The following is a 14,276-nucleotide window of genomic DNA, read 5'->3' on the forward strand; positions in this document are numbered from 1 at the left end:
TACAGATTTTAGCCTATTTTTTATTTATTGTGCATAGGCATAATAACTGTTGGGCATAAATATCAAACTGATATTTTAATTAAGCATTTATTAAATGAGTGTAGAAGAGTAAAACCAGCGTAAATCTTTTGTGCTCATAAACTTGAACCGTACTGTGCTGGACAGGATACGGCTATATTAAGGTAAACATAATGGAATCAATGGAATCATTTGCTGAACTATTTGAAGCGAGTCTAGGAGAGCAGGGTCTTGATATCGAGCGTGGCTCGGTAATTAGCGGCTCTGTTGTAGCAATCGATAGCGATTGGATTACGGTTGATACTGGATTGAAATCTGAGGGTGTTGTTGCTCGTGAAGAGTTCTTAGATGACAATGGCGAGCTTGAAGTAGCAGTGGGCGATAGCGTTGATGTGGTGGTAGAAGCCGTTGATAACGGTATGGGTCAAACCCTATTGTCACGTGAAAAAGCTAAGCGTGTAGAAACATGGAACGCACTTGAAAAATTATTTGAAGGCGATGAGATCGTTAAGGGTATCATCTCTAGTAAAGTTAAAGGTGGTTTTACAGTTGATATTGGTTCAGTAAGAGCATTCTTACCAGGTTCTTTAGTTGATGTTCGTCCTATTCGTGATACGACGCATCTTGAAGGCAAAGAGCTTGAGTTCAAAATTATTAAACTAGATCAAAAGCGTAATAACGTTGTTGTTAGCCGTAAAGCGGTTATGGAAGCTGAGAACTCAGCTGAACGTGAAGAGCTACTTAATAAGCTTGAAGAAGGTATCGAGGTTGATGGTATCGTTAAAAATCTAACTGATTATGGTGCATTCGTAGACTTAGGCGGTATCGATGGTCTATTACATATTACTGATATGGCATGGCGCCGTATTAAGCATCCATCTGAAGTTGTAGAAGTGGGTCAAGACCTTAAAGTTAAAGTTTTGAAGTTTGATCGTGAACGTAACCGCGTTAGCTTAGGTCTTAAGCAATTAGGTACGGATCCTTGGGATAATGTTGGCGGTACTTACCCAGTAGGTAGCATCGTTAAAGCCCGGGTAACTAACCTAACTGATTATGGTTGCTTCGCAGAAATCTCTGACGGTATCGAAGGTCTAGTTCACGTATCAGAAATGGATCATACAAACAAAAACATCCACCCTTCTAAAGTTGTACAGATTGGTGATGAAGTTGATGTAATGATCCTTGATATTGACGAAGAGCGTCGTCGTATTAGCTTAGGTATCAAGCAAACTATGCCTAACCCATGGGAAGAGTTTGATAAGAAATTTGACCGTGGCGATAAGCTAACGGGTACTATTAAGTCAATTACTGACTTTGGTATCTTTATTGGTCTTGATGGCGGAATCGATGGTTTGGTTCACTTATCTGATATCTCTTGGAATGAGACGGGTGAAGAAGCAATTCGTAACTACAACAAAGGTGATACTGTTGAAGCTATGGTGCTTTCAGTCGATGCAGAAGCTAATCGCATTAGTTTAGGTATTAAACAGCTAACCTCTGACCCATTTAACGAATACCTAGTAGATAATGATCGCGGTTCACTCGTTACTGGTACGGTAAAAGAAGTTGATGCTAAAGGGGCTGTTATTACTTTAGCGGATGACGTTGAAGGTTACTTACGTGCCTCTGAGATTCAACGTGATAAAGTTGAAGATGCGACTAAGCATTTAAATGAAGGCGATAGCGTTGAAGCGAAAATTATCAGTGTGGATCGGAAGTCACGTGGTATTAGCTTATCAATTAAAGCCAAAGACGAAGCCGAAGAACGTCAAGCGATTAAAGAACTGGGTAGTACTGCTACATCATCTACTGAAGCTCAGCCTAAAACGATTGGCGACTTAATCAAAGAGCAAATGCAGTAAGTCTATTGTTATAGATTTATATTGTAATGAAATTTAAATTAAAAGGGAGTAACTTCGGTTACTCCCTTTTGGTTTAAATAGGAAATAATAGTTATTTCATTTTACAAAAATTTAACTTATAGTATAAAAGTGCTCTGTCTTATAAATGATACTGTTACTTAAAAGTTTTAGTATGTTTTATGAGTTTATTTCTTCTGTGGTAGACTAAATGCTAGATAAGATGTTTATAAGAACACGCTTCTATAGACTTTTGAATTTGAAGTCTAAACGTATTTGTTTTGGTTAGATTTACTGGTAGCAGATAACTTATTTTTTATAGATTGACAGTTTAATTTTTAAGCTATAATTTAAGTATTTTAGATGAATTAGAATAGGGAAGCCTTGAAAGGTCAAATGGATATGACAGAAGTTATTAATAAATCAGATTTAATGCATAATATAGCTGCAAGATGCGACTTTGTTGCAGATTCAGAAGTGGATTTAGCAGTACGCGAAATCTTAGATTTACTATCAAAAAGCTTGGTAGCTAATGATAGGATTGAAGTCAGGGGGTTTGGTACATTCTGTTTACATCACCGTAAATCTAGAAAAGGCCGTAATCCTAAATCGGGTAAAACTGTGATAGTGCCAGCTAAAGCCATTCCACATTTTAAACCAGGTAAAGCACTGCGTGAGGGTGTAAATGATAAATAGATGTAATAGATAACGTTTAATGCTATCCTTGGTACTTATTATATCTTTTTTTATAACGTCTAACTATATTAGGTTCTTGACTTGAAAGATCGATTCCGAACAACCGCATGGGTTCCTCGTTTTTTAACTCCAATTCTTATAATTATTATTCTCGCACCCTTGCTAGCTTTTGCTGCTGGAAAAGATGCTGATGCAGCGATTCAAAGCTCTGGATATAGCATTCATGTAGTGCTTTTGACACTATTTATCGTATTGTCAGTCGTGGTTTCCTTTGTTTGTTCGGTTTCTGAAGCCTCATTATTAACGATGACACCCTCATATGTGGCGTCAATCGCTGAAGAAAACCCTAAAAAATCTATGATGTTGCAAGATATTAAGATTGACAACATAGATCAGTCTATTGTTGCTATTTTAACTTTAAATACAGTTGCGAACACCATTGGCTCTTTAGGTGCTGGCGCACAGGCAATCATTGTATTTGGTAGTGAATGGTTTGGGGCTTTCTCTGCAGCGATGACGTTATTGATACTGATTGGTTCAGAAATCATTCCTAAAACTATGGGCACCATATATTGGCGTCAATTATCTGGGCCTATTGCTTATTTTGTTAAAGGTATTATATTTCTTTTATATCCTTTAATTTGGGTCTCTGAAAAACTGACAAAGCTACTTACCCGTGGTCAGCAAGCACACACTTTTAGCCGCAATGAGTTTGCAGCTCTTGCTAGTGTGGGAGAAAAGTCAGGTCAAATAGATCCTTTGGAATCTCGTATTATTAGAAATCTATTGGCTTTTGGGGCGATTAAAGCTGAAGATATTATGACCCCACGATCAGTCATACATGCGTTTGAGCAATCAATGACTGTTGCAGAGCTATTAGCAAACCGTCCTAAGCTTATATTTTCCAGACTACCAATCTATGATAAAGATCTAGATAATGTTACAGGATTTGTATTAAAAACAGACTTACTTTTGGCTAAAGCAAACAACCACATGGATAAACCTTTAGAGAGCTATAAACGTGAAATAACGTTTGTTTTCTCTAAAATGAAGTTGTTTGATTTATTGGACTTAATGCTCAATACGCGTATCCATATTGCTGTCACTGTGGGCGAATTTGGCGAAGTTAAGGGGCTTGTAACCTTAGAAGATGTACTCGAGACCTTATTGGGTTTAGAGATTGTTGATGAGATAGACAGAGTTGAAGATATGCAAGATCTTGCTAGGCAATTGATGCAGAAAAGATCTGCAAGGTTAGGAATGTTGGTTGAGAATGATAATCCAGAAGATAAGATTATTCAATAAGGGTCTTTCCTAATACATATATTGGCAAAATTTTTCTTAACCCTACTGTCATTAACATAGATTACCTAATGCGATAATACCTAGTTTCTTGTTGAGTTTTAGAGATGTGGACAGTACACACTATTTTTCATCAAATGTTTAAATTGGTCGATTTTAAATGAATATTCAGTATGAGTCATTCTGTGACTAAATATTACACGAGATTAATATTGCCTTATCTTAAGTGTACTATCATGAAGATATACCAAAGGACTTTAATTTAGACCAGTAGGTCATCAGTAATATCTATGCCATGATCAGGTCTTAGTATTACTAAAGGTATTGAAAGCTCGTGTTAAAGATTCATGAGTATATAACTGGTACAGTATTTTGTTATGAAATCGATTGAGTAATATGATTAAGTTCTTATGTTTAAATATTATTGATCAAATAGGGTTACTTAAGAGCACTTACTATAGTCATAATATGCGAAGTTATTTATTACTAAGTATTAAAAGTTAACTAAAAAGGAAGACTCATGTTCAATAGAACTTATTCATCAACATCAAACATATTAACCGCTTCACTACCAGTAGCTATTGCTAGTGTGTTAACGGTAACCGTTGCCACTGGGGCACATGCCGCAACCATAACAGAAGCATCGGTCAATAATTATGCGACCACTATGCGCCAAGCGGCTAACAGTAAAAATATTTCACAAGTAGCTAAGTTAGTCGCAGATGATGCACTTATATCTATGTCGCGTAAAGGCAAAACAACCAGCCTCGATAAATCTGCTTACCTTAGACTTTTACAGGACAGTTGGTCGCAAACCAGTAATTATCAATATGATATTCAAGTGTCTAACATTGTAATTAGTGGTAATCAAGCTAAGGCTAACGTTGTTACTGTGGAAAAGTGGGTTAAAGATGGTAGTCAAACCACACTTACTACTTCGTCACGTGCGACTTTAAAAGCAGATAATAACAATGCCGTTTTATTGAGAGCTGTTGCCCAGGTTTCGATCGAATAAAAGTGGAATAAAAAAAAGCTAAATGACGAAAGTAAATAAATAACTCAAATAGCAAGTCAAATAGCAAGCCTCTAATATCGTATTAAATTGCATTCAACGATGCACTGATAGCCAAGTATTTATTATTACTATATCCCTGCATAAACTTTAACTTTCTGGTAAGTTAAAGTTTATACACTAACCAATATGAAATCCAAAAAACTAATTCAAAAAAGCGTAGTTAATAATGAGTATTAATATGACACTTACTATAATACAAGCATTATTATTAAAGCCCTTATGACTACAGAATTTATTACAATAAGATAATTTTTGGATAACATATAATAAATCACATCACTATGTATCTATATTAATGGATCATTAATGGGTCATCATTACCATGAATTTTAAAACTATCTCTCTGCATTTTTGTAAGCTTCCTTTAGTCATTGCCGTCAGTTCGATATTGATGGTTGCTTGTAGTAGCAATTCCAATATGGGCAATAGCAGCGGTGTTAATTCATCGCATCGTATCCCTGTCGCTCAGTCAGAAGCAGTGTCTTCAGTGCCAGCAGGCGATGGCTATAGTACGTCTTTACTCGATGATGAGAGCCTCGAAGAGTTGGCTAATTTGTTAGAAGCAACTGACATGAAGATGGTCGAAGATGACAAATTAGCCATCCAAAAGTTTGGTAACTTATGGGATAGGGTACGTGCTGGTTTTAGTTTGAATCAGTCCCAATATCAGAACAATCAAAGGATTGAGGCGCAGAAAAGTTGGTTCATAACTCGACAGGAATATATTAATAGGCTTACGGCACGAGCCAGCCGCTACTTATATCATACCGTGCGTGAAGCTGAACGTCGGAATATACCGACCGAACTTGCTTTACTACCCGTCATTGAAAGCTCTTATGACCCAACGGGTACAAGTAATGCCGCAGCTGCGGGGCTATGGCAATTTATTCCAAGTACAGGCCGTATTTATGGCTTAACTCAAACACCAAGCTATGATGGTAGACGGGATGTTGTTGAGTCAACGCGTGCAGCCTACGACTTTTTAACCTCTTTGTACAATCAGTTTGGTAGTTGGGAGCTTGCTTTAGCTGCTTACAATGCGGGTCCCGGAAGAGTGCAAAAGGCAATTGATGCAAACCGTGCTCAAGGGTTACCTACCGATTTTTGGTCATTAAGCTTGCCAACTGAAACAATGAATTATGTTCCTCGCTTTTTAGCAGTAGCACAAATTGTGAAAGACACCAGTAAACATAGCATCTATTTACCTGCAATTGCGAATCGACAGCATTTCCGCAGTGTGCCCGTTAACTACGGCGTAAGCTTGCAAGAGGTGGCTAGACTCACTAATGTAAGTTATGATGAGCTACGCATGTTAAACCCAGCTCTTACTAATTCAACAGTTGATATGGCAGGACCGAATCGTATTATTATTCCAAATGAGGTTAATATTACCCTTGATAATACATTAAGTAAGCTAAGTGGTTCTGGAAGCGGTACCTTTACGGCGAGTATTCCAGATACTGAATATAAAAAAATGGTAAAAACGTCTGAGGGGTTAGCAGAGTTCGCGAGTAAAGCCAGTGCGCCTGTACAAAACAGTACCTATATCGTACCAACACCTACAACAACGAGATACACTGAACCACCTCTAAGTGCTTCTGAGAAAAAGAGAATTGAAGCAGAGCTGGCTACCTCCAACACCTTGCCAACTACGTCAGCTCAAATCACAAAGAATTCAACTATTGTACAAGAGCCGCCTCTATCAGCTTCGGAAAAGGAGTTTATATCCGCTCAGATTAAGAGTCAGACTTCCGATATCGGCGAGGTGGTAAGTTCTATTGACGGTAATATTAAACTGGATGCTGTCCAAACTCAGCAGTCAATCTTAGAGGCCAAAGGTCAAGAGAAGCGTATAAGCTTTGGCACAACTAACAATGAAGCCACGCAAAAAAGTGCACCTAAACCCTCAGGAAAACGTACGACTTATACGGTTATGCCTGGTGATACCCTAATTAATATTGCTTCTAGAGCTGGTCTATATTGGCGAGATATTGCCGATTGGAACCAAATTAATCCAAATGCCACACTATTATCTGGCACTAAGCTCTATCTCTATAATGCAAAACCAATTGCACCACTTAGTGAGTCGGCAAAACCTAAAGACGCTAATGCAGTTAATAGTCAACCCAATACCTATGTTGTTCGTCCAGGAGATACACTGATTGGTACAGCAAACAGAGTAGGGCTTAGTGTTTCTCGCTTAGCGAGCTATAACGGATTATCAACTAAAGCTGATCTTAGAGTTGGTGATAAGCTGTGGTTAATCCCAGGCATGGTAGAATCTTCAAAGCTCGAAGCTGAAAATAGTGCAAGTGCAAAATCAGATTATAAAGGCGATACACAGTCGTATACAGTAAAGCGTGGAGAGAGTCTAATTGGACTTGCAAACTCATTTGGTCTGTCTTTATCTACGCTTGCTGCAATGAATGATTTGAGCGCTTCTGAACAATTATTAGTAGGACAGCGTCTAGTTGTACCCGCTAACAAACAATCTGATGCGTCAAAAAAAGCAACGACATCTAGTAGTAGTAATTCAAAATACAGCGGTAAGACTACAAATTACAAAGTAAAAGCAGGAGAGTCTTTAATCGGTATATCCAGAAAAATTGGGATATCGGTTAGTGACATTGCTGAAATAAACAATTTTTCTGAAAATACACGCTTGCAACGGGGTCAGAGTATTAAATTACCTGTTGATAAACAAAGAGTTGCGGTAGTGTTAAATAATGAGTCGATAAAGTATAAAGTACAATCTGGAGATTCCTTAATTGGTATTGCTAATGAATACAATGTGGCTCTCAGTGAGTTAGCAGCAGCCAATAATTTATCGACCAGCTCGCAGCTACTACTTGGTAGTACCATTGTTATTCCAGGTGCTGACGATATTCACTCTAAGAAAACAGATGCGCAGTCGAAACCATCTTCAAAAGTCAATCAGACTGCCTCTGCTACTAATCTGACTAATTATACAGTGAGCTCTGGCGACACCTTAATTGGTGTAGCCAATAGATTGGGGGTTTCAGTTTCTAGCTTAGCTGACGCGAATAATCTTTCAACTAATTCGCAGTTGAGGATTGGTCAGAGATTAAGCATTTCAAATGGTGCTAGCCAGTCAAATGATAAATCAACCTCATCGAGCCCAAGCGCTGATTATAAAAATACTTACAGCGTTAAATCTGGAGATACGCTTATTGGTTTAGCAAAGTCATATGATGTCTCAGTGTCAGATTTGGCCTCTGCTAATGATATGAACACCAATAGCCAGCTACGTATTGGTCAACGCTTAAAAGTGCCAAGCCGTGTTGTCAATAGTTCTAAGAATATACCTTCTCATTCAACAAGCGCTAGGAATTCAGAGGTTGTTAGGTCAAATTCGTCAGCCAATTATACGGTAAAATCAGGGGATTCATTAATTGGGTTGGCTAATAAGTATAAAATGAGTGTCAGTAAGTTGGCTGCCGCAAATGACTTAACGACCAATGCCCAGCTTCAAATTGGTCAGAAGATAGCTATTCCCGCTACGATAACAACTTATAGGGTTCAAGCAGGAGATAGCTTGATTAAGTTATCCAGAGAATATGGCATATCAAGCTCTCAATTAGCAACATTAAATGGCATCGACAGTAATACGATGTTGCAAAAAGGTCAAGTAATTAAAGTGCCCGTTAAATAAATTTGTGGGCTAATAAGTGTCTTGTTATGATACTGATGCTTTTTGATAGTCAATTTGGCAAAGTTATATACATATAAAAGCGGTCATATATAAAAGAGCCCATCTATTCTATTAATAGGTGGGCTCTTTCAATATAAACTATTCAAGTATAGCGAAGTTTAAGTGTGGAAGATGATCATCAATGATACAAAAACATTTCAAAGTTTGTTATGGCGATAACTTCGTTTATCTTACTGATGTAGCAATTAACAATATAGTTACTAATGCCAGTTATCTTACTACTACCGTATTACCTGAATCAATGGTATTTGACTCTATTTAAAGAGCTGAAAGTAAGGAGCAAGAATTCAAACGTTAGGTTAATTCTGTCGGTCTGGTTTTTAATACTTCCAAATAACTACGGATGTTAGTCACGTAATGCATACATTGAATATAACGAGAGTTGCTTGAGGCGTTATTTGATAAATATGAGTATACGTTAGCCCAGCTGTTTGGATTTAAACCTTTCGTTTCAAGTTTGCGCTGAATTTTCTTAACCGCATTGGGTCCCATATTATATGAAGCAAGAGCAAACCATAATCTATCTGGATTTGGAACATCACTGAAAGTTGCTTTCATTTGCTCAAGATAGCGAGCACCGCCACCGATACTCTGGTAGGGGTCAACCCGGTTAGATACTCCCATAGCTTTAGCAGTGCTATTGGTAAGCATCATTAGCCCTCTGACACCGGTAGGCGATACAGCGTTAGCATCAAGATGTGATTCTTGATACCCCATAGCTACCAAGAGTTGCCAATCGTGATCATAGTTGTTTGCTTGTTCTTGGAATGAGGTCTTATAGCTTGGTAGATTGGTATTCAGTGATTTCTCAAAGTGTTCACGATTATAGTCGTCTTTTAATAAGTTCTGATCATAAAAGTCTGCAAGTTTTGCGGTACGGACTAACTGATCATTCGCACATAAAAAATGACTGGCTTCAATGGCTAATGGGTCAGTGCCATTTTTAAAGCTCCAGTTAGTTTTTGGGTGTAAACCATTATTTATTAATGATTGATCGTAGCCACAGCTAACATTCATTGCGGATAGACCCGCATTTTCCGTATCACGAGTACTGGCTGTGGTTAAAGCCATGTCTGCTTGACCAAGGTTTACCGCCTTTAAAGCTTGGGCATCGTTCTCAAAATCTATGACTTTAATTTCAACGCCCAATTGTTGAGCGTAAGTACGAGCAAGGTCGTAACCAAATCCGTGCTGAAAGCCATCAGTCGAAAAAAATGTACTATCACCTTTTACTGATGCCACCACAAGTGTGTTTGAAGATTGCACTTTATCATACGCAGCATGATCACTGCCTTGAGTCGTAGTCAAGGTAATGCTTTGGGCAGGTAAGGATAAAAATGCAATACTAGAGAGTTGAGCAAATTTTTTTGTTTTTGAAAATCTTTTAGCAGGTGGTATTTGGTAAGCGTCAAGTCTTTTTATAGAAGGTACTGATAAAAAACCGCGAAGGCTTTTAGTAGTATTTGAAGTTTTAAGAGGTTTTGATATGTGAGTGCTTTTGCGTTGTAACCAATAGGTCATGCGTTGCATGGATGTCTCCTTTGTCCAACCATCCATAATGTGTAGAGACTGATACACCATTGCATCAAATTCTCGTTAAAACCACATATATGAGCAACATTTAATGCCATTTAGCGCATTGATTATAAAATTAATCGGTCAATGCGTTTAAACACATTATATTAGCTAATGTGCTGGGCATAGGTCTTGAGAAGCGTAATAAGGCAGTAATTAAAAAGCGAATACTGCGTTACTCTATCTACAAGAGTTGCTAGCAGACGAACTTAAGACGTTTAAGAGATATACAAGAAAGGACAGCTATCTTGTATACATACAAATATAAAATATTAATTTGCATTAATGAGGTTTTAATACCTTAATCTATAGGGTATTGGTGCAACCTATCATTACTCTTAATAAATCTTATACACAGTCTTAGAACCTGCATTCATAACTTATAATTGGCTGTTTTCTGCAAAAACAAGCCCCTACTTCGTTAAAATTAGCATTAAACAGAATGACTATTCAACCCAATTTTGCTTCGTATTGACTCATTTTATTTTAAAAATTCCGTAACCTTCACTTATGAATACAGGTTTTAAGATTAAAATATCCTAAACCTGTGCATTAGTTGAATGAGGCAAATAGTTACGATTAAATATTATGATTGAGTTTGATAACTCTAAAATAACATCCATCAAATGTAACTAAATAGCTAAAGCAACTAAAATCCGCACTTGCGATGATTTGTAAAATTTGCCAGTTTATAGCAAAAAGAAAATACATCTGAAAATATCTAGACAAAATATTGCATAGGCAATATTTTGCTTAAGTGTACTCTATATTGGGCTGTTACTACATTAATTCAAGTTTAATATTCAACTTGAATAGGGTTGAAAACGCCGAATAAAATAAAAAAGGCAGACCCGTAACTGCTCAATTATATAATATTTAGTGAAACAATTATAGAGTTATAATTTAAACCCCTACGATTTACTAAATCAAAACATTTGTCACTCTAGTAGTGGCGGAGGAATATTAACGTGAATAATTAAGCAGGGTTTGGGTCATCAACAAATAATACCTCAATACCCAGTCTTTTCTGAATTAACTCTCCCAGATTTTTTATACCGCCTCTCTCAGTGGCATGATGCCCCGCTGCCAAATAATCTATACCCAATTCTCGTGCGCAGTGCGTGGTACGCTCAGATATCTCACCAGATATATAAAGCTGGCAGCCCATTTTTGCAGCCTGTTCAATCATATCTTGAGCACCACCCGTGCAAATACCAACTTTCTTGATCCATTTATCAGATGTTTGATCGTTCGTTGTTGAACTACTATTGGCTGAAATATGCAGTGGCGTTCTACCTAATATCTCCGTTACTGTAGTAATAAATTCGCCAATAGACTGAGGATCACCTTCTGCAATATTGCCAACGGGATGTTTTTCTGTAGGGTAGAGTGCCCCAGTAATGGTTAGGCCAAGCTGATTGGCTAATACTGCATTATTGCCAATTTCTGGATGGGCATCGAGTGGTAAATGGTATGCGAGTAATGAGATGTTGTTTTGCATTAAAGTACGAATGCGTTTTCCTTTTATTCCGGTAATAGGTTGGGGTTCTCCTTTCCAAAAATAGCCATGATGGACTAAAATAGCGTCTGCATTTTGAGTCACAGCCGCATTAATTAAATTTTGGCTAGCGGTAACGCCAGTGATAATTTTTTTGATTGGCGCATCTGCATCAACTTGTAAGCCGTTTGGGCAATAGTCATTGAAATCATCTGCTCTCAAATAGGTATTACACCAACGTTCTAATTCTAACGGGGTTGCTTGACCGTGAATCATATTATCCTCATTTATTGTGAGATCATCTTTTAATATAAACTTTACTATAATGATAGTTTATGTATTTAATTATCTTACTTCTATCTTGTATCCCTATTTTTATCTTATATTGGTATAAGATTTGCTAAGCTTTAGGTATTTAATTTAGGTATTTAATGAGCTATCTCATTTATATTAACTATTATGCTTGCTTAACTATTTAATTGCAGGTTAATTTCGGGCTACTGGTCTAGTAAATTACTGGACTTTCTTCTAGATAGACTAAACTATAATAAATAAGTAACTAACTAACTAACTAATGATGTGTTGACTGATTATTAAATAGTTTGTAGAGATTTTATCTAGTGTAAACTATCTTGGTTAGTGGCTACAGTAAGGGCATAAAATAGCAATTTATATCAAATAGCGTCAAACCTAATTATATAGATTACAAATGTTACATTGCTTGTTGGTATCTGTTTTCTATAGAATTTCGCATAAGTTTGTATTCATCATAAAGCTTAGTGTGTCATCTAGTTTGGTTGTGAACATTGATATAATTGCCGCTGTTAATATGCATTCCTGCTTATTTTGTATTGCTATTTCTACGCTGCTACTGCGTAATCTTTTACCGAGTACCGCAAGATTTCGATAGTGCAGTTATATCAACTTACTGTCTACTATAGATAGTATTGGTAATAAAAGTTGAATTTTAAACCCTAAGGAGCGATATGTCCGCAAAATCAAACACAAATGTCTTATGGAAAATACTGCCATGGTTATTATTGGTGGCTGTATTAGTGGCATTTATTTGGGTATATATTGATTTAAAAGCCAGCCAGCAAAATACTTGGCAGCCACCGCGTAGTGATACGACAAGCATCCCCTTAGGCTCTAATAACACACTAGATAAGCCAGAGCCCATCTCATCTTATCATGATGCTGTGGCACGTGCGTCGCATTCTGTGGTCAATATTTACACTACTCAGGCAGTCACAGAGCATCCTTACATGAATGACCCAATCTTGCGCCGCTTCTATGAGTTTCATGGTCAATTACCAGAGCAGGGAGGTAGTTCAACTAACCTTGGTTCAGGGGTTATCGTCTCTAAAGATGGGTTCATTGTAACCAACGCCCACGTGATCGCTAAAGCCGACGAGATTGTTGTCGCATTAAATGATGGTCGTAAAGCCGTGGCTAAAGTGGTTGGTACAGACCCAGATAGTGATTTAGCCGTTATTAAAGTTGATATGGATGGGCTTAACCCGCTATCGTTCCGAGAAGCACCCATTGAGGTTGGCGATGTGGCATTGGCTATTGGTAACCCTTTTGGTGTGGGTCAGACGGTTACTCAAGGTATTATTTCAGCCACAGGTCGTACAGGGCTTGGTATTAATACCTTTGAGGACTTTATTCAAACCGATGCAGCGATTAACCCAGGCAACTCCGGCGGTGCATTAGTGGATGCTAGAGGCGAGCTTGTGGGTATTAATACGGCTATTTTTTCACGCTCTGGTGGGTCAATGGGTATTGGCTTTGCCATCCCGACGGCTTTGGTAGAGCAGGTAATGAATGCCATCATTAAAGAGGGTAAAGTAAGCCGTGGTTGGTTAGGCATTGAAGTACAGTCCCAGCTACGTGACCCTACTTCATTTGATAGCAGCACAGGGGTTGAGGTATTGAATGTGATACCCGATAGCCCAGCTGCTAAAAGTAATTTACAAGTGGGTGATGTTATTTTGTCGATCGATGGCAAAGAGATGAAAGATGCTAACAGTCTTATTCAGTATGTTGCCCGAAAAATGCCAAATACTGTGTTATCTGCTCAGGTTGTACGTAAGTCTAAGACGATGACTATCAATATTACTCTTGCAGAACGTCCTACCCAGAAAGGTATGCAGCAAATACCTGAGTTTTTACCTGCGCCCGATAGTGAGGAGGGCGTACCAGACGAGTCAGAACTCATAGAGCCTGGCCTCGAATCGCCGATGAGCTTAGAGGATAGAGCTAAATTACGTGAAGAATTAATTGAGCTATTTGAAAAAGGCGCAAGACCCAACAATTAAACGACTATATGAAGCAGTCTTGTGGTAACAAAAGCGTTTGGTCTACTTTTAAGTATGTGATTGTTGCTATGGTTTAGCTTAATTTAGACCTTCCATAAGTTCTGGCTACCAAGTTAGCGTCCAGAGTTGATAGGTTGCACACAAGAAGCCTGCAATAATATTGCGGGCTTCTTGTGTGTGATGGGGTAACTACTCAAAT

8 protein-coding genes are annotated in these 14,276 nt (G+C 37.9%); 6 read left to right on the forward strand and 2 right to left on the reverse strand.

The window, feature by feature from the left end; translation table 11 throughout:
- Nucleotides 1–200 precede the first annotated feature (200 nt).
- From rpsA to AC2SLN_RS03260, 5 genes are all read left to right on the forward strand, one after another.
- A complete protein-coding gene (rpsA, locus tag AC2SLN_RS03240; protein ID WP_486530169.1) occupies nucleotides 201–1,880 on the forward strand; it encodes a 30S ribosomal protein S1 in 1,680 nt (559 codons plus the stop codon).
- Between the two features lie 399 nt (nucleotides 1,881–2,279).
- Nucleotides 2,280–2,573, forward strand: coding sequence for an HU family DNA-binding protein (locus AC2SLN_RS03245; protein WP_486529926.1), 294 nt, complete (start codon nucleotides 2,280–2,282; stop codon nucleotides 2,571–2,573).
- A gap of 81 nt (nucleotides 2,574–2,654) precedes the next feature.
- Entirely contained in the window at nucleotides 2,655–3,878 is a 1,224-nt protein-coding gene (locus tag AC2SLN_RS03250) for a CNNM domain-containing protein (protein WP_486548619.1), read from the forward strand.
- Nucleotides 3,879–4,395: 517 nt separating this feature from the next.
- Nucleotides 4,396–4,890 (forward strand): hypothetical protein, encoded by a 495-nt coding sequence (locus AC2SLN_RS03255; RefSeq protein ID WP_486548618.1) that lies wholly within the window; start codon nucleotides 4,396–4,398, stop codon nucleotides 4,888–4,890.
- Nucleotides 4,891–5,272: 382 nt separating this feature from the next.
- Nucleotides 5,273–8,623, forward strand: coding sequence for a LysM peptidoglycan-binding domain-containing protein (locus tag AC2SLN_RS03260; protein ID WP_486548617.1), 3,351 nt, complete (start codon nucleotides 5,273–5,275; stop codon nucleotides 8,621–8,623).
- A 354-nt stretch (nucleotides 8,624–8,977) separates the two neighbouring features.
- Here AC2SLN_RS03260 and AC2SLN_RS03265 read toward each other — a convergent pair whose 3' ends face one another.
- Both AC2SLN_RS03265 and AC2SLN_RS03270 read right to left on the reverse strand, forming a co-directional pair.
- Nucleotides 8,978–10,213: an MltF family protein gene (locus AC2SLN_RS03265; RefSeq protein ID WP_486548616.1), complete on the reverse strand. Its 1,236-nt coding sequence runs from the start codon at nucleotides 10,211–10,213 to the stop codon at nucleotides 8,978–8,980.
- 1,021 nt (nucleotides 10,214–11,234) lie between these two features.
- Nucleotides 11,235–12,032 (reverse strand): Nif3-like dinuclear metal center hexameric protein, encoded by a 798-nt coding sequence (locus AC2SLN_RS03270; protein ID WP_486548615.1) that lies wholly within the window; start codon nucleotides 12,030–12,032, stop codon nucleotides 11,235–11,237.
- A gap of 710 nt (nucleotides 12,033–12,742) precedes the next feature.
- Between AC2SLN_RS03270 and AC2SLN_RS03275 the strand changes: the two genes are divergently transcribed.
- Entirely contained in the window at nucleotides 12,743–14,077 is a 1,335-nt protein-coding gene (locus tag AC2SLN_RS03275) for a S1C family serine protease (RefSeq protein ID WP_486548614.1), read from the forward strand.
- Nucleotides 14,078–14,276 lie beyond the last annotated feature (199 nt).

Source organism: Psychrobacter sp. CX90 (genome assembly GCF_057396305.2).